This window comes from Methylobacterium ajmalii, from assembly GCF_036448855.1.
GTDB lineage: Bacteria > Pseudomonadota > Alphaproteobacteria > Rhizobiales > Beijerinckiaceae > Methylobacterium > Methylobacterium ajmalii.
The window spans coordinates 36,810-55,019 of sequence record NZ_JAZFXT010000007.1 but is presented as its reverse complement, the minus strand read 5'-3'; the positions used below and the strand labels follow the sequence as shown (position 1 = coordinate 55,019).

The window sequence follows — 18,210 nt, the reverse complement described above, 5'->3', positions numbered from 1 at the left end:
GCACAGACACGGCGGAGTCCGACGAAGTCCGCGTCGGGCGATCTCACCTAAGTCATTGAAATTTCTGGCGGAAGGGGTGGGATTCGAACCCACGGTGGAGTTGCCCCCACGGCGGTTTTCAAGACCGGTCTTCTCGCCGCCACCGGGAGGGATAGAACGTAATTCCTCTATATTCACAATATTTTAAGTCCAGAGTATCCGTGGGCCGCTTGTGATTGTCACGCAACCCAAGACCGCGCGCTCACCCACCACCCCGCAAAACAAACAGCGTCATCTCCGAATCCCGCCCCAGCCGCAGCGCGAAGCCCGGCCAGATCCCGGTGCCGTTGCCGACGAACAAGGTCATACCGCCGACCGCGTAGGGGCCCGAGACGAAGCCGTCGTTGCCCCGGGCCACCAGCCGGTCGAGGCCGCGGATCATGCCGCCATGGGTGTGGCCGGAGAGCTGGAGCGCCACGCCCCGCGCCGCCGCCTGCCGGGCGTTCCGGGGCTGGTGGTCGAGGAGGAGGATCGGGGCACCGGGCGGGGCGCCTTTGAGCGCCGCCGCGAGGTCGGGGCCGGGCTGGCCGGCGTTGGGCGCCGAGGCGTCGGTGACGCCGGCGAGCACCAGGGCGGCCTCGCCCCGGGCGAGCACCGCGTGGGCGTTCGGCAGCATCCGCAGGCCGAGGCCGGCGAGATGGGCCATCCAGGCGGGGTAATCGAAGAAATATTCGTGGTTGCCGGGAATGCCGAAGACGCCGTCCGGGGCGCGAAGCGCGGCGAGCGGCGCCACGTCGTCCCGGCGCATCGCCACCGAGCCGTCGATGAAGTCGCCGGTGACGACGATCGCGTCGGCGCCCGCCGCGTTGGCGCGGGCGACCACGGCGCGGGCCCAAGATGCGGGGAAGAGGCGGCTCAGGTGCAGGTCGGTGAGCTGGAGCAGCCGGTAGCCCTCGAAGGCCGGCGGCAGGCCGGGGATCACGACCTCGCGCTCGACCATCGGCGGCACCCGGGCGGCCTGGGCGACGCCGATCCCGGCGAGCAGCACCGCGAGCCCGGCGGCGGTAAACCGCAGCCCGTCGGGAATCGCGACGGATCCGCGCTGGACTAGGGCGGCGGCGAGCGCCCCGAGATCGAGGGCGATCTGCAGGACCGCGAGCAGCGCGATCGCCCCGAAGGCCCCGTTGAGCGCGAGGACGACCGCGCGGGGAAATTCCGGGGCGAAGACGGAGCCGGAGGAGAGTCGGTTCCAGAGGTGGAACTGCGAGGCGGCGAGCAGCAGCACCGCGAGCGTCGCCTTGGCGGCGAGCGGCAGCGAGAGCGGCGCGAGCCAGCGGGCGATCACCAGGAGGCACGGCGCCGCGAAGACGAGGTGGAAGATGGCGGGCTCCTTGCGGTGGCGGGCGGGCCGGACACCCCGGGGTACCGCGCCCGGCGGGCGCGAGCGCTCCTTACCCCACTTCCAGCATCTCGCGCACCAGGGGCGCCACCCGGGTCCCGTAGAGCGCGATGCCGCGCATCAGCCGCTCGTGCGGCAGGGGCCCGGCGCTGTACTTGAGCTGGAACCGGCCGAGGCCCAAGCCCCGCACCGTCGCGGCGATCTTCTTCGCCACCGTCTCGGGGCTGCCGATGTAGAGCGAGCCGTGATCGGCCTCGCGGTCGAATTCCTGGCGCGTCATCGGCGGCCAGCCGCGCTCGGCGCCGATGCGGTCGCGCATCCGCTTGTAGTCGGCGAAGAATTCTTCCCGCGCGCCCGCATCGGTCTCGCCGACATAGCCCGGCGAGTGGACGCCGATCGGGCGCACTTTGCGGCCGAGCTGGGCGCAGGCCCGGTGGTAGAGGTCGACGTAGGGGCGGAAGCGCTGCGGATCGCCGCCGATGATGGCGAGCATCAGGGGGAGGTCGTGCTGGACCGCCCGCACCACCGAGTTCGGGCTGCCGCCGACCCCGATCCAGGTCGTGGGCGGCGCCTCCGGGGTGGGGAAGACGGACTGGTTCGACAGCGGCGCCCGGGTGGTGCCCTGCCAGGTCACCGGCCCGCCGGCCAGCAGCGCCGAGAAGAGCCCGAGCTTCTCCTCGAACAGGGTCTCGTACTGGTCGAGGGGGTAGCCGAAGAGCGGGAAGGATTCGGTGAACGAGCCGCGGCCGAGGATCACCTCGGCGCGGCCGTTCGAGAGGCCCTGCAGGGTCGAGAAGCGCTGGTAGACCCGGACCGGGTCGTCGGAGCTGAGCACCGTCACGGCCGAGCCGAGGCGGATGCGCGTCGTGCGCGCCGCGATCGCCGCCAGCACCATCTCGGGCGAGGACACGGCGAAGTCCTCGCGGTGGTGCTCGCCGACGCCGAAGAAGTCGAGCCCGACCTCGTCGGCCAGAACCCCTTCAGCGACCACGTCGCGGAGGACCTGGCCGTGGGAGAGGGGCTCGCCGTCGCGGGCGGTGACATCCCCGAACGTGTCGAGGCCGAATTGCAGGGTCTGTGTCATGGCTCCCAAGATGGACGCGCCGGGGCCGGTTTGAAATGCGCGGCGATGCAAGGGCAGGCTTGCAGCCGCGCACAACGAGGGTTCAGAGCCGGAACAGGCCGAGGGCGTCCTGCACCGCGTCGCGGGTCTCCTCGGTGAGGCGGCGGGCCTGCGCGGTGCCGGTGCGCAGCACGTCCCGCACCCGGTCGGGGTCGCGGGCGATCGCGGCGCGCCGCTCGCGGATCGGCCCGAGGAGGTCGCGCAGGATGCCGGCGAGGCGCTGCTTGAGGGCGGCATCGCCCAGGCCGCCGCGGCGGTAACGCTCCTTGAGCGCTCCCACCTCGTCCGGGTCGGGGTCGAAGGCGTCGAGATAGGTGAAGACCACGTTGCCCTCGACCCGGCCGGGATCGGAGGCGCGCAGGTGGTCGGGATCGGTGTACATCCGCTGCACCGCCGCGGCGATCTCGGCGTCGCAGGCCGAGAGCGGCAGGGCGTTGCCGCCGGACTTGCTCATCTTGGCCCGCCCGTCGACCCCGGGCAGGCGCCCGACCGGCGGGATCAGCGCGGTCGCCTCCGGCAGGAGGTCGCGCCCGGCCTGCCGGTTGATCCGGCGGACGATCTCGTTGGCCTGCTCGATCAGGGGCGCCTGGTCCGCGCCGACCGGGACCAGGGTGGCGCGGAACGCCGTGATGTCGGCGGCCTGGGCCGCCGGGTAGCACAGGAAGCCCGCCGGGATGTCGCGGCCGAAGCCGCGAGCCTGGATCTCGTCCTTGATCGTCGGGTTGCGCTCGAGCCGGGCCACCGTGACGAAGTTGAGGTAGAGCAGGGTCAGCTCGGCGAGCGCCGGCAGGGCCGATTGCACGCAGAGCGTCGTCACCGCCGGATCGATGCCGACCGCGAGGTAATCGGTCGCGACCTCGATCACGTTGCGGGCGATGCGGGCCGGATCGTGGGCGTTGTCGGTCAGTGCCTGGGCGTCGGCGAGCAGCAGGTACTGGCGGTGGTCGTGCTGGAGCGCGACGCGGTTGCGCAGCGAGCCGGCGTAATGGCCGAGATGCAGCGGACCGGTGGTGCGGTCGCCGGTGAGGATGACGGGCTTTGACGACATCGGGCTCTCTTCTCGAAGACAGCCGCCGCGCCGACGGATGCCGAGAGCCTCAGGGGACCGACCATGCCACCGCACGGCGGCATCGGTCGCAACAGGATGACGACGGCCGCTTCCTTACGGGAAGCGCCACCAGACGGTCGCGCGGGGGGAGCGGAGGTCGGTCATCGGGGACGAGCTTAGAGCATTTTCCGACGAAGTGGATGCCGGTTCGTCGAGGAAAATGCGGCAAAATCGGAAGCCCGGAGAGCTTCGCGATCGCGTTGCGATCGTGAAGCTCTCCGGCGGGCGTCCCCGCCGCCCTCAAGCGGGATCGGACGCCGCCTGGCGGGCCGGCGCCGCGCCCTCGGCCAGCTCCTCTACCCCGACCCAGAGGTTCCAGGCCGGGGCCAGGCTCCAGCCCGCCAGCCCGACATGGGCCTGGGGCATCCGGTAATGCAGCACCGGCCGGGGGCTCACCTTCTCGTCCGGCGGCAGGGCGGCCCGCACGCCGGCCTCGTCGCGGTGGGCGAGGAGCGGCAGGAGGTCGAGGCCGCGGTGGCGGGTCGGGTTGGCCGCCAGATAATCGCCGGCGAGGCCGTCGAGGTCGGGCCGGTAGGCGGGATCGAGCACCTTGGCGGCGTAAGGCGCGGGGAAGGGCGGCGGCAGCCCGCGGGCGGCGAGGAAGCCGCCGGCCGCGGTCTCCCGGCGCAGTTGCGGCTCGGAGCGGAGATAGGCCTTGAGCAGGCCGGTCAGGGTCGCGGCGGTGAGATCCGGTGGCTCGACGTTGAAGTGCAGCCCGAGCGAGCCGAGGAGCACCGCGCCGCGGCCCCGGCCGCCGGCGCCGTGCAGCAGGGCGGCCAGCCGGTCGACCTCCGGCAGCCGGTCGAAGGCGAGGGGGCCGGTGATCAGCTCGCGGGGCACGACCGGGCCGAGGAGGGCGGCAAGCGAGCGGCCGGCGGCGCGGACCGGCAGGCGGGGCAGCGCGCCGGGCTCGGTCATGCGCCGCTGCGGATGGGCGGCGCGCAGGTCGAGCTCGACCCGCAGGTCGCCGAGCGACGTGCCCTCGAGCCGGAAGGCGTGCGGGTCCTCCTCGGCGAGGCGCCCGCCGAGGCCGGCGGCGAGCGCCGCCGCGGCGATCCGGGCCGAGGGCCCGGTGAACTCGATCTCGACGCCGACCCGGCGCGGCGTCCCGTCCTCCCGCAGGGGACGCGGCGGCGAGCGGAATTCCAGGGAGGGCGATTCGGGCACGCGCGACTCGGGGCAGGAGGGGGCCGGCCCGACGGCGCTCACGGCGCCGCCGTCACGGGCAGATCCGGGGAGATAGGGGCCGGGGCGCCGACGGGCAGGGGATCGAGGCCGAACAGGTCCGGGCAATCCTCCTCGCCCGGTCGCCGCGGCAGGCGCCGGCCCGCGGGCGCGTCCGGGCCGAGGAGCCGCATCACCCGCTTCGAGACCGCGACCGCCAGGTTCTCGCGCTTGGCCCGGGCCTCGACCCGGGCGAGCGCGTTCATCGCCGGCCCGAGCACGGTGAACTCGGCCCGCCAGCCGTCGTCGAGGACGCCGACCAGGACCTCGCCGGCATGCACCGCGGCGGTGAGGGCGAGCGCCGGCAGGCCCTCGCGCCGGCGCGCCTCGTTCATCGCGTGCATCCGCGCCTCGATCTCGCGCACGCAAGCGAGCGCCGCGGCCGCCTGCTCGGCCGGGGCGCCGTCGACGAACTGGGCCAGCACCCCGTCGCCGACGTACTTGTCGACGAGGCCGCCGCGCTCGGTCACCGCCGCGTGGGCGAGCGCCCGCACCGCCAGCAGCCAGTCGAGCACCCGCGCCTCGCCCCAGCGCCGGGTCAGCGCCGAGAAGCCCCGGATGTCGAGGGCGAGCAGGCAGGCGTGGCGCGGCTGGAGCGCCGTCGGCCCGTCGCGGCGCACGAGGTCGATCCCCGCCGGCACGAAGCGCGCCAGCGTCGCCCGCTCGTGCTCGAGGCGCAGCATCGTGGCCACCCCCCGGCGCAGGCGCAGCGCCCCCTCGATCACGAAGGCGGCCGCGACCAGGAAGGACAGGAGCCCGAAGACGTTCGCCGCCGGCGGCAGGCCGAGATGCGGATCGAGGAGCCCGAGGCCGAGGGCGCCCGACCACACCCCCGCGACGATGGCGGCGAAGACCGCCGTATGGCGCGGCCTGAGGGTGAGGCCGGATTCGAGCAGCAGCAGGAAGGCCGGCAGGCGGCTCGCCATCGTGCCGGGCTCGTCGGCGACCTCGGCGGCCGCCACCATGTGCTCGAGCACGATGTAGGCGGCGAGCGCCGCGTCGAGCAGCGTCGCGATCCAGGCGAGCCGCGCCCCGCCCCGCCGCCGCGCCGTGGCGGCGAGCCAGAGCGAGGAGACCGCGTAGCCGCCCAGGATGAACCAGTGGCTGCCGGCATGCAGCACGCCGTCGCTGAGATGGGCCGAGACCGCCAGCACCCCCAGCATCGCCAGGCGCATCGCCAGCATGCGGGTGGCGGTGCCGGCCGCCAGGCCCGCGGCGAGGCCGGATTCGTCCGCGGCGGGGCGGGGCACCGCTGGGCGGGGCCTGCCGGGCTGGAGCGCCGCGCCCCGGTCCGGCGGGGTCCGATCGGGTGTGGTCATGCGGGGCAAAGCCTTACGCGCGGGCCGCCGGGGCGTCGAGGGCGGGCCTTCCCCCCGAATGGTCCGGCAAGCGGACGGCGCCGGCGCTCCCGCGGGCCGAACGGCACGGGCGATCGATCCGTTCCGGGACACCGCCCCTTGCGGGCCGAACCTCCCATCGCCATCTCCAGACCATCCAACGGGATGGTAAGAGGAAGGCGACAGGATGACGGGCACCGTTCACGAGCTGCGGCCCAAGGTGCCGGACAGCGAGAAGGTCACGGTCAATCTCGGCTTCGTCGACCTCGGCCGCATCGACCTGATGGTGCGCGACGGCTTCTACGCCAACCGCGCCGACTTCATCCGCACGGCGGTGCGCAACCAGCTCGACCGGCAGGAGGAGGCGGTGCGCCAGGCGGTGGCGCGCCGCCAGCTCAGCCTGGGGCTGACGCACATCACCAGGGCCGAGCTCGAGGCGGCGCGGGCGGCCGGGACGCCGCTGAGCATCCAGGTGCTCGGGCTCGCCACCATCGCGGACGACGTCACGCCGGAACTCGCCCGGGCCGCCATCGCGTCGATCCAGGTGCTCGGCGCCTTCCACGCCAGCGCCGCCGTCAAGGCGGCGCTGGCCGACCGCATCGCCTGACCTCCGGCCCCTAGACCCGCCCCCCTCGAACTCCGCAAGGATGATCCCCATGAGCGCCTTCGATCCGTTCCGCGGCGGCCCGAACCCGGCCGGCCTGTCTTCGATGAACCTCGCCGCCGTCGACATGGCGGAGGTGACCCGCCTCACCCGGGCCGGCCGCCTCGCCGAGGCGGTGGCGCTGCTCCAGGGCCGCGCAACGGCCGAAACCCCCTCCGCACCGTCCTCGTCCGAGCCGGCCCCGCCGCCGCGGGGGCATGCGGCGGTCCTGGAGGCGATCGACCTCGACGCCCCCGCCGAGCCGGGGGGCGCCTGGACCGTCCCGGGGGATGCCCCGGCGGCGGCCCCGGGGGAGGCTCCCGCGGCTCCGGCCGGCCTGCCGGAGATGCCCGAGGCTCTGCGGTCCTTCCTGCACAAGGCCGGCCAGGCCGCAGGGCTCGCCGATCTGCTGCGCGCCGGCGGGGTCGGGGTGGGCCTCGATGCCGGCCCGGGCGCCGCCTTGGGCGCCAACCTGAGCGCAGGCCTGAAGGCGGGGCTCGGCGCAAGTCTTGGCGCGGGCCTCGGTCACGGCCTGGGCGCGCGCCGCCCCGTGCCGGTGCCGCCGGGCGCCCGGTTCGAGGAGCGGCGCTTCGCGGGCCCGGCCGGCGGCCTGACCTACAAGGTCTTCGTGCCGAGCGGCCGGGACGGGGAGACCCTGCCGGTGGTCGTGATGCTGCACGGCTGCACCCAGGACTCGGACGACTTCGCCCTCGGCACGCGGATGAACGCGCTCGCCGAGGAGCAGGGGCTGATCGTGGTCTATCCGCGCCAGGAGCGGGCGGCCAACGCCCAGAAATGCTGGAACTGGTTCGAGCCCCGCGACCAGGGCCGCGGCGCGGGCGAGCCGGCGCTGATCGCCGGCATCGCCCGGGAGGTCGTGGCGGAATTCGGCGCCGACCCGGCCCGGGTCTACGTCGCCGGGCTCTCGGCCGGCGGCGCGGCGGCGGCGATCCTGGCCGCGGCCTATCCGGACGTGTTCGCGGCGGCCGGCATCCATTCGGGGCTCGCCTGCGGGGCGGCCCGGGACCTGCCCTCGGCGCTCGCCGCGATGGGCCAGGGCGGGGCGGCGCCGCGGCGGCCGGCGGGCGCGCGCGTGCCGACCATCGTCTTCCACGGCGACGGCGACCGCACGGTGCACCCCCTCAACGGCGAGCGGGTGGCCGCCCAGGCGCTGCCGGGCCCGGGCCTGACCGAGACCGTGACGCGGGGGGAATCGCCCGGCGGCATCGGCTGGACCCGCAGCGTCCATGCGGACGCGGCCGGCCGGGGGATCGTCGAGAAGTGGGTGCTGCACGGGGCCGGCCATGCCTGGTCGGGCGGCAGCCCGGACGGCTCCTACACCGAGCCGCGCGGGCCGGACGCCAGCGCGGAGATGCTGCGGTTCTTCCGCGAGCACGCCCGCGCGGGCTGACCCGTCCTACCCTCGCGCCGTCGCATCGGCGCCGGCGCCCATCCGGGCTTGCCCAGCGCCTTCGAACGCGTCCGTTCGAAGGCGCTTCGGTATCATGCCTAAGCAGACTTGCGTTGGCAGGCCACACGGTACACGACAGCGACGTGAATCCGCGATGATTATCTCTCCCACCCGCGACCTCATCCTGAGGCGTTAGTCGATCGTCGATCGCCCGCACCTCAGAATGAGGTGGCGTATGGGAAAGCCTTGACGCAGAACGGCTTCACGCCCCAGTCGTGTACATTTGGCAGGCCAACGCAAGTCTGCTTAGGGTCTTGTTTCGTCGCAGATTTTCGGCGCCGAACCGGTAACCGCTTCGGCGAAATCTGCTTAGGGGGACACCTTCGGGGTCGAGACCCGCAGGAGCAGCGCCACCGGCAGGAGCCCGACCGCGACGATGAGCAGGGCGGCGACCGCGCCGTCCTCGTAGGTGCCGCGGGCGGCCTCGCCGTAGAGGTGGGTCGCCAGGGTCTCGACATTGAGCGGGCGCAGGATCAGGGTCGCGGGCAGCTCCTTGACGCAATCGACGAAGACCAGGAGCGCGCCGCCGAGGAGTGCCGGCCAGGTCAGCGGCAGGTGGACCTTCGCCAGGGCGCCGACCGGGCCGCGGCCGAGGATCCGGGCGGCATCGCCGAGCGAGCGCGGCACCCGGGCGAGGCCGGCCTCGCTGCTGCCGGCGGTGACGGCGAGGAAGCGCACCGCGTAGGCGTAGACGAGGGCCGCCCCCGTGCCGAGGCCCATGGCGGCGAGCGGCGCGCCGGTGAGCGCCCGGCTCGCGCCGTCGAGGAGGCCGTCGAGGGCGGCGAGCGGCGGCAGCAGGCCGATCGCCAGGATCGCCCCGGGGATCGCGTAGCCGAAGGTGGCGCAGCGCAGGAGCGCCTCGTGCCAGCGCCCGCCGAGGAGCCGCGGCCCCGCCGCCACGACGAGGCCGAGGATGGTGGCGACCACGGTCGCGAGGGCCGCGTAAACCAAGGTGTTGAGGCTCTCCGACAGGATCGCCCCGGACAGGCCGGCCCGATGCAGGCGCCGGGAGGCCTCGACCGCGAGGTAGCTCGCCGGCGCCAGGAAGCCGAGGGCGACCGGGACGAGGCCGAGGGCGAGCGCCGCGAGGGCCGCGGGGCCGGAGAGCGGCGTGCGGCTCATCCGGCGCGGGCGCTGGGCCGCCCCGGCATAGCCGCGCCCGCGCCGGGCCCGGCGCTCGACCGCGATCAGGCCGAGGCAGGCGGCGAGCATCACCAGCGCCAGGCCGGCGGCGCCGGGCAGGTCGGAGCGGTTGACCCAAGTGTCGTAGATCGAGACCGTGAGGGTGCGCACCCCCAGGAATTCCGCCGCCCCGATGTCGTTGAGGGCTTCGAGCAGCGCCAGGCTGGCGCCGAGCGCGATGGCCGGGCGGGCGAGCGGCAGGGCGACCCGCAGGAACACGGCGGCCGGCCGGGCCCCGAGGCTGCGCCCGGCCTCGACCAGCGTCGCCGACTGCATCAGGAACAGCGCCCGGGTCGGCAGGTAGACGTAGGGGTAGAGCACGAAGCCGAGGAGCAGGATGCAGCCGGGCAGGGAGCGCAGGTCGGGCAGGATCAGGTCGCGCGGGCGGGCATAGCCGAGGAGCGCCCGGATCGCGCTCTGCACCGGACCGACCGGGTGCAGGAGGTCGAGATAGGCGTAGGCCGCGATGTAGGTGGGCACGGCCAGCGGCAGCAGCAGCGCCCAGTCGAGCAGGCGCCGCCCCGGGAACTCGTAGGCCGCGACGAGCCAGGCCGCCCCGGTGCCGACCACCACGACGACGATCCCGACCCCGGCGAGCAGCAGGGCGGTGTCGTGCAGAGCCGGGGGCAGGACGTGGGCGAGGAGGTGCGGCCACAGCCCGCCCGAGCCCTGCAGCGCCTCGAGCCCGAGCGCCGCGACCGGCGCCAGGACCAGGAGGGCGGTGAGGCCGGCGGCGAGCGTCCAGGCCGGGAGCAGGAGCCCGGGACGCCGCGCCCGGCCGGTCGTGACGGCCCGCGGGGCGCGCGTCCGGGGCGCCGGGACGGCGGGAGCGCCCCGCACCGGAACGGCGGCCCGCCGGGGCGGGGCCGCACCGTCGAGATCCCGGTCGATCAGGCCGTCGCGATCCGTCACGAGCGGCCCCTGCCGACGGGAGGCCGGTCGACCAGGATCGGCGCGACGTCGCGCGGCATCAGAGTTCCATCAGGTCGCGGCCGACGACGATCTCGCCCTTGAAATGCGGCCGCACCGCCTCGAGCCAGACCTCGTCCTTGATGAACGGGTAGCCGCCGGGCACGAAATGCGAGAGCACCAGCGTCTTCACGCCGGCCTCGGTCGCGACGCGCCCGACCTCCTCGGTGGTGGTGTGGCTCGCGATCAGGTGCTCGCGCAAGGTCTTGGCGTTGGGCTCGGTGGCGATGAGCTTGTCGAGTTCAGGCAGGTACATGACCTCGTGTACGAGCACGTCGGCGCCCTTGGCGAGCGCGATCAGGTTCGGCGAGTAGCGGGTGTCGCCCGAGATCACGATCGACCGGTCGGGACAGTCGAAGCGGTAGGCGAAGGCCGGCTCGACCGGCGGGTGCTGGACGAGGGCGGCCGTCACCGTGACGCGCTCGTCGCGCATCACCGGGCCGGGCGCGGTGATCTCGTGCGGCACGATCAGATCGGCGAGCGCCGGGCGCCCCTCGTCCTCCATCCGGGTCTTGATGTCGTAGTCGTTCAGGTCGAGGAACTGGCGCGTCATCCGGGCGAGCGGCGGCGGCCCGTAGGTGTCGACGCGGTGGGCGAGGTCGGTCGCCCAGGCGAGCAGCAGCACGTTGCCGTAATCGGCGTTGTGGTCCGAGTGCTGGTGGGTGAGGAACACCGAATCGAGCGAGCCGAGCTTGAGCTTGGCCAGCACCATCTGCCGGCCGGTCCCGTTGCCGGCATCGATCAGGTAGGTGTGCCCGTCGACCACGACGGCCTGGGCCGGCGCGGCGCGGTTGGGCTTCGGCGTCGGGCCGCCGGCCGTCCCGAGCAGGATCAGCCGCGAGCGGCGCGGGACGGGGGCGGGCGCCTGGGCCGCGGCGCCCGTCGCGGCGAGGCCGGCCGCCAGGGCGGCGGTGCCGCCCAGCAGCGTCCGTCGGGTCGGGTGGCGGAGGTCGTCGGACATGGGATCAATCCAGGCGGGAGCCGCGTCGGTCGGCCCCGCTCGTCCAGGAACCGGCAAGTTCCGTCAAGGCAGGGAGCGGCAGCGGAGACCGGGGAAGGGCCCGGGATCACCCCCGGCGCCGTCGCCTTCGCACCGCACTCCCTCCGTCGGCGGGAGCCTGTCCGGAGAACCATTCGAGACGAGAAGAGCGCAGGGCTCTCCTCTCCCCGCGGGCGGGGAGAGGGCCGCTGACCCCTTGTCGGGTCAGCGGCAAGCGCAGGCGAAGCCGGAGCGTGGGTGAGGGGGTATCTCCGGACGAGACTGCTCCGGCACCACCCCCTCACCCTCGCAGCGAACCTACGGTTCGCGGCTCCCCGAGCCCCTTCGGAGCTCAGGCCTCTCCCCGCCCGCGGGGAGAGGAGGTTTCCCGAGTTTCATCCGTCTCCGCCCCGCATGACGGAGACGAATCGCGGATCAGCGGTCGAAGCCGACCTTGTCGACGAGCAGGCTCGCCGCCTTGCGGTTGCGGGCGATCTCGACGAGCGGGGTGGAATCGACCTTGAGCGGCCCGAGGGCGGCGAGCAGCGGGTCGACGGCGACGCCGGGCTTCACCGGGTACTCGTAATCGGCCTTGGCGTAGAGCGCTTGCGCCTCGTCGGAGGCGAGGTACTCGAGCAGCTTGACGGCGTTGTCGCGGTGCGGGGCGTTCTTCGCCACCACGGCGCCCGAGACGTTGACGTGGGTGCCGCCGCCCTGGAACGTCGGCAGCACCACCTGGATGCCCTCGCCCCACTTCTGCTGCTCCGGGCCGCCGCGGCCGCTGCGCATCAGGCCGACGTAGTAGGAATTGCCGAGCCCGACGTCGCAGAGGTCGGCGACGATGTCGCGGGCGACGTCGCGGTCGCCGCCGGCCGCCTTGCGGGCGAGGTTGTCCTTGAGGCCGCGCAGCCAGGCCTCGGTCTTGGCCTCGCCGTGCTTGACCAGGTAGGCGGCGATCAGCGCGGTGTTGTAGGGGTGCTGGCCGGAGCGCAGGCAGACCTTGCCCTTCCATTTCGGGTCGGCGAAATCCTCGTAGGTCAGCCCGGCGAGGTCGCGCAGGTCCGGGTCGGCATAGGCCACCCGGGCGCGGGTCGAGAGGGCGAACCAGCGCCCCTCGGGGTCGCGCAGGGCGGCGGGGATCGCCGCCTCGAGGGCGGGGGAGCGCACCGGCTGGGCGAGGTCGCGGTCGACGAGCTCGATCAGGTTGCCGATGTCGACCGTCATCATCACGTCGGCGGCGGAGCGGGCGCCCTCGGCGGCGACGCGCTCGGTCAGGCCCTTGTCCACGAACACCGTGTTGACCTTGACGCCGCTCGCCTTGGTGAAGGCGTCCAGCAGCGGGCGGATCAGGCCGGGCTCGCGGGTGGTGTAGAGGTTGACCTCGCGGGCGCCCTCCGGGGCGCCTTGCGCGCGGGCGGGGCCCGCGAGGGCGACGAGACCGAGGAGGCCGAGCGCGATACGTGACAGGGACAAGGGGCGTCTCCCGAAGGTGGCGCCTCCTAGAGAAGCAATCCCGAAACAAAAGCAAGTGCGATAGATTTTAGTTGTTTCAATGTAAGCCTGCTCGACCCGGCGCGTAAGTCTTGCGGGCTACGCGGCTTCCTCGTCGGGCAGGACCAGCACGGAATCCGGCACCAGCGTCACCCCGACGGCGTCGCCCGGGCCGTAGGGGCCCGGCCCGGGCAGGCGCGCGCGCAGGGGCAGGGACAGGCCCGGCAAGCCGAGATGGAGCACGCTCGCCGCCCCCAGGAAGGTGCGGCGCAGGACCTGGGCGGGCAGGCCGTCCCCCGGCGCCCCGACCCGCAGGGCCTCGGGCCGCAGGCAGACCCGGACCGGGGCGCCCTCCGGCAGGTGGGAGGCGGGCACCGCGCCGAGCGGCGTGCCGGCCCGGCCCCCGGCGATCCGGGTCGGGATCTCGGCGGCGTCGGCGAGGAAGCGGGCGGCGAACAGGCTCTCGGGGCGGCGGTAGAGCGCCTCCCCGGTGGCGACCTGGACGATGCGGCCGCGGCGCATCAGCGCGATGCGGGTCGCCACCGCCAGCGCCTCCTCGGGATCGTGCGTCACCATCAGGGCGGTGGTGCCGGTGCGGCGCAGGAGCGCCACCGTGTCCTCGCGCACCCGGTCGCGCATCCGCCGGTCGAGGTTGGAGAACGGCTCGTCGAGGAGCAGCAGCCGCGGTCCCGGGGCGAGCGCCCGCACCAGCGCCACCCGCTGCTGCTCGCCGCCCGACAGGGTCTGCGGGTAGGCGCCGGCATGGGCCGCGAGGCCGACCTGCTCCAGGAGCTCGTCGGCCGCCTCGCGGGCCGCCGGCGGCTGGCCCTTGAGGCCGAAGCGGATGTTCTCGCGCACCGTGAGGTGGGGGAAGAGGGCGTAGTCCTGGAACATCAGGCCGACGCCGCGCGCCTCGGGCGGCACGCACGTCCCCGGCCCGGCGACGAGGCGCCCGTCGAGCCGCACCGTGCCGGCCTGCGGCGCCTCGAGCCCGGCCACGACCCGCAGCAGCGTGCTCTTGCCGCAACCGGAATCACCCAGCAGCGCCATCACCTCGCCCGGGCGCACGGCGAGCGAGACGCCGGCGAGGGCCTGCACCCGGCCGAACCGGCAGGCCAGGTCCTCCACCGCCAGGGCGGCCGGGCGCGACGGGGCCGGTTCGGTCATGCGGGCGGGCTCCTCGTGCGCCGGGAAGGGGGGAAGCGCCGGCGCTCATACACGCGATGCCCGCCCCGGGCGAGGGCGCCGGGACAAGGCGAGGGCGCGGGTGCCTGCGCCGATCCGGCACGGGGCGATCGCGCTCAGGGTCAATCGGGCGTTAAGCGGAATCATCGAATCCTCCGCATCGCCGCGGCCTGCACGAGTCGGCGGCGCGTCGAAGGGTGTGGTGCGTATGCGTAACCTGTCGGGCCAGGACGGCGCCCCCGAGGGAGGTCGAGCCTTCGAAGGGGGAAAAGTGGTGGCGTTCCGGCGCCGGGAGCGTCCCGGTCCGATCGAGCACGAGCTCGCGCCGAGCCCCCGGGTCGCCGCCGCGCGGCGCGACCAGCGCAGCCTGATGGACACGGTCTACGAGGCCGGCAGCCTGCCGGTGGCCGCCGGCGACCGCGAGACCAAGCTGCTCGCCTCGCGCCTGCTCGTCTACGGCTTCCTCACCATCGACGAGGTCGGCGAGGACGGCGCCACCCGCCGCCTGCGCCCCTCCGAGGCGGTGCGCGCCGGCCGCGAGCGCCCCTGGCGCCTGTCGCGGGCCTCGCGCGGGGTCAGCCTGTCGGTGGCGATCCCGGCGGTGGACGGGTTCCTGTTCGAGATGGCGTAACGGCAGGATTCCACCCGCTTCCCGGACCGGTCGAGACGCCCCGCCGCTCCGGCCGCGAAAAATTGACTTTCCGGACCGGATCACCGACACGGGCGCCCGCCGCGACAGGCGCCGTGCGCGTCGGGATTTCCGGTTCGGAGCCATGCATTGACGAGCCTTGCCGCCGGGCGCCGCCCCGGCCGCGCCGCCTCCGTGGGCCTCTTCGCGGAGCGCCTCCTCGATCTCGGGGCGCGCAGCCACGGGGCGGCCTGCGCGCTGCTCGTCGTCCTGTCGCTGGTCTGCTTCCTGCCGGGATTCGCCTCGCTCCAGCCGATGGACCGGGACGAGCCGCGCTTCGCCCAGGCCTCGAAGCAGATGCTCGAATCGGGCGAGTTCGTCGACATCCGCTTCCAGGGCGAGGCCCGGCACAAGAAGCCGGTCGGGATCTACTGGGCCCAGAGCGCGGTCGTCGCCGCCGGCGAGGCGCTGGGCGTGCCGGGCGCCCGCACCGCCATCTGGCTCTACCGCATCCCCTCGCTGATCGGCGCCGTCGCCACGGTGCTGCTCGGCTACTGGGCCGCGCTCGCCTTCCTGCCGCGGCGCCAGGCCCTGCTGGCCGCCGCCCTGGTGGGAGCCAGCGTGATGCTCTCGGCCGAGGCGCGGCTCGCCAAGACCGACGCGCTGCTCACCGCCTGTGCGGTCGCCGCCATGGGGGCGCTCGCCCGGGCGTGGCTGACCCGCGCCGCCGCCCTCCGGCTGCCGACCGGCACGGTGCTGACCTTCTGGCTCGCGGTGGCGCTCGGCATCCTGGTCAAGGGACCGATGGTGCCGATGTTCGCCGGGCTCGCCGCGCTCGGCCTCTCGGTCTTTGCCCGCTCCGGCGCCTGGCTGAAGCGCCTGCGCCCGGGCTTCGGCCTCGTCCTGGTGCTGGTCCTCGTCGCGCCGTGGTTCGTCGCCATCACGCTGAAGAGCGGGGGCGCCTTCTACGGCGAGGCGGTGGGCCACGACATGCTGGGCAAGGTCGGCACCGCCCAGACCCAGCACTGGGCGCCGCCCGGCACCTACCTGCTGGTCATCTTCGCCACCTTCTGGCCTGCCGCCGCCTTCGCCGCGATGGCGATTCCCTTCGCCTGGGCGAACCGGCGCGAGGACGGCGTCGCCTTCCTGGTCGCCTGGGTGCTGCCGTCCTGGCTCGTCTTCGAGGCGGTGCCGACCAAGCTGCCGCATTACGTGCTGCCGCTGTGCACGGCCCTCGCGATCCTCGCCGTGATGGCGGTCGCCCGCGGGGCGGTCCATCGCGACCGGCCGGGGGCGCGGCTCGTGGCGCTCCTGGTGCCGTTCATCCCCGCCGGCCTCACGATCGGCCTCTGCGTCGCGGCCTGGCGCCTCGACGGGACGATTCCGTGGGCGGGCCTGCCGCTGCTCCTCGCCGCCGGCGCCGTCGCGTTCCTCGCCTGGCGCGCCTTCGCGGACGGGTTCCCGGAGCGCGCGCTGGCGACCGCGGTGCTGGCGAGCCTGCTCCTGAGCCCGGCGGTGTTCGGCCTGACCCAGCCGGCGCTGCCCGCCCTGAAGGTCTCGCCGCGGCTCGCGGCGATCCGCGACGCGCTGCCGTGCCGGAATCCGACGGTCGGCACCCTCGGCTACCGCGAGCCGAGCCTGGTCTTCCTGATCGGCACCGACCTCGCGATGCTCGATTCCGGCGAGGAGGCCGCCGGCTTCCTGCGCCGGGGCGGCTGCCGCCTCGTCTACGTCGAGGACCGCTTCGCCAAGGCGTTTGCGGACGCGGAAGGCGGCACCCCGCCGCAGCCGGTCGGCCGCGTGACGGGCTTCAACATCAACGGCGGCAAGCCGGTCGGGCTGTCGGCCTACGCGGTGACGCCGTGACCCAGACGGAGAGCGACAAGGCCATGCCGGACCAGGCCGTGCAGGAGCAGGAGGCCATCCGCCTCAGCGTGGTGGTGCCGGTGAAGAACGAGGCCGGCAACATCGCGCCCCTCCTCGCCGAGATCGCGGCGGCCTGCGCGCCCTTGAGCCCGTTCGAGATCGTCTACGTCGACGACGGCTCGACCGACGCCACCCCGGCGGCCCTGGCGGCGGCGCGGGCGCGGCACCCGGAGCTGCGGGTGGTGCGCCACCGCGAGAGCTGCGGCCAGAGCGCGGCGGTGCGCAGCGGCGTGCTCGCGGCGCGCGGCGAGTTCGTCGCGACGCTGGACGGCGACGGCCAGAACGACCCGGCCTTCATCCCGAGCCTCGTCGGGGCGCTGAAAGCGGCAGGCCCCGGGGCCGGGCTGGCGCAGGGCCAGCGCGTCGGCCGCAAGGACGGCCGGCGCAAGATGATCCAGTCGCGCATCGCCAACGGCGTGCGCGGCCGCATCCTCAAGGACGCGACCCGCGACACCGGCTGCGGCCTCAAGGTCTTCCGCCGGGCGGTGTACCTGCGCCTGCCGTATTTCGACGCGCTGCACCGCTTCATGCCGGCCCTCGTCGCCCGCGAGGGGTTTTCCGTCGTCCACGGCGATGTGGTCGACCGGCCGCGGCTCACCGGCCACTCGAATTACGGCCTGTTCGACCGGCTCTGGGTCGGCATCCTCGACCTCGCCGGGGTGTGGTGGCTGATCCGCCGCCGGCGCCGGGTGCCGCAGGTCGAGCAGGTCGAGACGGAGTAGGGCGATGGTCGCCGACATCATGCACGGGCTCAGCGCCTATTTCTGGTCGCTGTTCACCGGCCCCGTGGACCTCGTGCTGCTGGTCGGCCTCGTCGGGCAGGGGCTGTTCACCGCCCGCTTCCTCGTCCAGTGGGTCGCCAGCGAGAAGGCGGGGCGCAGCGTCATCCCGCTCTCGTTCTGGTTCCTGTCGCTCGGCGGCTCGGCGGTGCTGCTCGGCTACGCGCTCTACCGGCGCGACCCGGTCTTCATCCTCGGCCAGAGCCTCGGCACGGTGATCTACCTGCGCAACCTCGCACTCCTGTTCCGCGAGCGGAAGGCCGAGGGGAAGTAGGCGGCCGGGGCCGCCCCTCCGGCGCGCGGCCCGGCCGCGGGCGTGCCGCACCGTCAGATTTCGCATCTCCCGCCAAGCCCGGCCTGGTGCAACGCGGCCGCGCCACCCCATCTATGCCCGGGCCGTCGAACCGGCGGCGACACAGGGGAACAGCATGGACGGTCACGTGTACGGAGCGCTCGGGCAGCCGGGCGTCGGCCTCCTGATGGCCATCGTCATCGGGGCGCTGGCGGGATGGCTGGCCGAGCGCTTCATGAACTCCAACATGGGCCTGCTCGGCAACATCGTGCTCGGCATCATCGGCGGCGTGGTCGGCAACTTCCTGGCGGCGCAGTTCCACATCCCGATCTTCGGGTTCTGGCGCAACCTCTTCTCGGCGACCGTCGGCGCGGTGATCGTCATCGCGGTGGTGCGGGCGGTCCGGGGCGAGCGGCGCTACTGACCCTCCCGAGACCGTTGCGCCTTTGGCGCGACGGCAAGCCCGGGATGGCGCGCCGCGCGGCGGCGCGTCAC

At 74.1% G+C, this 18,210-nt stretch carries 16 protein-coding genes; 7 read left to right on the top strand and 9 right to left on the bottom strand.

Going from position 1 to position 18,210, the window contains the following annotated elements; genetic code table 11:
* Window positions 1-241 precede the first annotated feature (241 nt).
* From V3T34_RS03180 to V3T34_RS03160, 5 genes are all read right to left on the bottom strand, one after another.
* A complete protein-coding gene (locus V3T34_RS03180; protein WP_305079769.1) occupies window positions 242-1,360 on the bottom strand; it encodes a metallophosphoesterase in 1,119 nt (372 codons plus the stop codon).
* Window positions 1,361-1,430: 70 nt separating this feature from the next.
* Window positions 1,431-2,462, bottom strand: coding sequence for an LLM class flavin-dependent oxidoreductase (locus tag V3T34_RS03175; RefSeq protein WP_060847764.1), 1,032 nt, complete (start codon window positions 2,460-2,462; stop codon window positions 1,431-1,433).
* An 82-nt stretch (window positions 2,463-2,544) separates the two neighbouring features.
* Complete coding sequence (trpS, locus tag V3T34_RS03170) at window positions 2,545-3,549, bottom strand: tryptophan--tRNA ligase (RefSeq protein ID WP_305079767.1); 1,005 nt, start codon at window positions 3,547-3,549, stop codon at window positions 2,545-2,547.
* A 300-nt stretch (window positions 3,550-3,849) separates the two neighbouring features.
* Window positions 3,850-4,776 (bottom strand): amidoligase family protein, encoded by a 927-nt coding sequence (locus tag V3T34_RS03165; protein WP_244537492.1) that lies wholly within the window; start codon window positions 4,774-4,776, stop codon window positions 3,850-3,852.
* A gap of 38 nt (window positions 4,777-4,814) precedes the next feature.
* Window positions 4,815-6,152, bottom strand: coding sequence for an adenylate/guanylate cyclase domain-containing protein (locus tag V3T34_RS03160; RefSeq protein ID WP_305079766.1), 1,338 nt, complete (start codon window positions 6,150-6,152; stop codon window positions 4,815-4,817).
* A gap of 205 nt (window positions 6,153-6,357) precedes the next feature.
* On the opposite strand from V3T34_RS03160, the gene V3T34_RS03155 reads away from it, so the two are divergent.
* Complete coding sequence (locus tag V3T34_RS03155) at window positions 6,358-6,777, top strand: CopG family transcriptional regulator (RefSeq protein ID WP_060847761.1); 420 nt, start codon at window positions 6,358-6,360, stop codon at window positions 6,775-6,777.
* A gap of 103 nt (window positions 6,778-6,880) precedes the next feature.
* Window positions 6,881-8,224, top strand: a complete 1,344-nt coding sequence (locus V3T34_RS03150) for an extracellular catalytic domain type 1 short-chain-length polyhydroxyalkanoate depolymerase (RefSeq protein WP_331369096.1) — start codon at window positions 6,881-6,883, stop codon at window positions 8,222-8,224.
* A gap of 369 nt (window positions 8,225-8,593) precedes the next feature.
* On the opposite strand, the gene V3T34_RS03145 is transcribed toward V3T34_RS03150, so the two are convergent.
* The 4 genes from V3T34_RS03145 to V3T34_RS03130 form a co-directional block, all read right to left on the bottom strand.
* Complete coding sequence (locus V3T34_RS03145) at window positions 8,594-10,222, bottom strand: ABC transporter permease (RefSeq protein ID WP_305079093.1); 1,629 nt, start codon at window positions 10,220-10,222, stop codon at window positions 8,594-8,596.
* Window positions 10,223-10,436: 214 nt separating this feature from the next.
* Window positions 10,437-11,396 carry an MBL fold metallo-hydrolase gene (locus V3T34_RS03140; protein ID WP_060847760.1) on the bottom strand — a complete coding sequence of 320 codons (960 nt, stop codon included), beginning with the start codon at window positions 11,394-11,396 and terminating at the stop codon, window positions 10,437-10,439.
* Between the two features lie 453 nt (window positions 11,397-11,849).
* Window positions 11,850-12,872, bottom strand: coding sequence for an extracellular solute-binding protein (locus V3T34_RS03135; RefSeq protein WP_407942653.1), 1,023 nt, complete (start codon window positions 12,870-12,872; stop codon window positions 11,850-11,852).
* 132 nt (window positions 12,873-13,004) lie between these two features.
* Entirely contained in the window at window positions 13,005-14,072 is a 1,068-nt protein-coding gene (locus V3T34_RS03130; RefSeq protein ID WP_305079069.1) for an ABC transporter ATP-binding protein, read from the bottom strand.
* Window positions 14,073-14,298: 226 nt separating this feature from the next.
* On the opposite strand from V3T34_RS03130, the gene V3T34_RS03125 reads away from it, so the two are divergent.
* The 5 genes from V3T34_RS03125 (at window position 14,299) to V3T34_RS03105 (ending at window position 18,139) form a co-directional block, all read left to right on the top strand.
* Window positions 14,299-14,721 (top strand): hypothetical protein, encoded by a 423-nt coding sequence (locus tag V3T34_RS03125; protein ID WP_236012769.1) that lies wholly within the window; start codon window positions 14,299-14,301, stop codon window positions 14,719-14,721.
* A gap of 147 nt (window positions 14,722-14,868) precedes the next feature.
* A complete protein-coding gene (locus V3T34_RS03120) occupies window positions 14,869-16,584 on the top strand; it encodes an ArnT family glycosyltransferase (protein ID WP_305079070.1) in 1,716 nt (571 codons plus the stop codon).
* Window positions 16,585-16,607: 23 nt separating this feature from the next.
* On the top strand, window positions 16,608-17,366 hold the full coding sequence (locus V3T34_RS03115; RefSeq protein ID WP_305079094.1) for a glycosyltransferase: 759 nt from the start codon (window positions 16,608-16,610) through the stop codon (window positions 17,364-17,366).
* A 4-nt stretch (window positions 17,367-17,370) separates the two neighbouring features.
* Window positions 17,371-17,697, top strand: coding sequence for a lipid-A-disaccharide synthase N-terminal domain-containing protein (locus tag V3T34_RS03110; RefSeq protein ID WP_060847755.1), 327 nt, complete (start codon window positions 17,371-17,373; stop codon window positions 17,695-17,697).
* Window positions 17,698-17,851: 154 nt separating this feature from the next.
* Window positions 17,852-18,139, top strand: coding sequence for a GlsB/YeaQ/YmgE family stress response membrane protein (locus V3T34_RS03105; RefSeq protein WP_060847754.1), 288 nt, complete (start codon window positions 17,852-17,854; stop codon window positions 18,137-18,139).
* The last annotated feature ends 71 nt before the right edge of the window (window positions 18,140-18,210 follow it).

Excerpts from the sequence above, each read along its gene's own strand:
- V3T34_RS03155 (WP_060847761.1), top strand. The coding sequence starts at position 6,358 with ATGACGGGCACCGTTCACGAGCTGCGGCCCAAGGTGCCGGACAGCGAG.
- V3T34_RS03130 (WP_305079069.1), bottom strand. The coding sequence starts at position 14,072 with ATGACCGAACCGGCCCCGTCGCGCCCGGCCGCCCTGGCGGTGGAGGAC.
- V3T34_RS03105 (WP_060847754.1), top strand. The coding sequence starts at position 17,852 with ATGGACGGTCACGTGTACGGAGCGCTCGGGCAGCCGGGCGTCGGCCTC.
- V3T34_RS03140 (WP_060847760.1), bottom strand. The coding sequence starts at position 11,396 with ATGTCCGACGACCTCCGCCACCCGACCCGACGGACGCTGCTGGGCGGC.
- trpS (WP_305079767.1), bottom strand. The coding sequence starts at position 3,549 with ATGTCGTCAAAGCCCGTCATCCTCACCGGCGACCGCACCACCGGTCCG.
- V3T34_RS03175 (WP_060847764.1), bottom strand. The coding sequence starts at position 2,462 with ATGACACAGACCCTGCAATTCGGCCTCGACACGTTCGGGGATGTCACC.
- V3T34_RS03125 (WP_236012769.1), top strand. The coding sequence starts at position 14,299 with ATGCGTAACCTGTCGGGCCAGGACGGCGCCCCCGAGGGAGGTCGAGCC.
- V3T34_RS03115 (WP_305079094.1), top strand. The coding sequence starts at position 16,608 with ATGCCGGACCAGGCCGTGCAGGAGCAGGAGGCCATCCGCCTCAGCGTG.
- V3T34_RS03150 (WP_331369096.1), top strand. The coding sequence starts at position 6,881 with ATGAACCTCGCCGCCGTCGACATGGCGGAGGTGACCCGCCTCACCCGG.
- V3T34_RS03110 (WP_060847755.1), top strand. The coding sequence starts at position 17,371 with ATGGTCGCCGACATCATGCACGGGCTCAGCGCCTATTTCTGGTCGCTG.
- V3T34_RS03160 (WP_305079766.1), bottom strand. The coding sequence starts at position 6,152 with ATGACCACACCCGATCGGACCCCGCCGGACCGGGGCGCGGCGCTCCAG.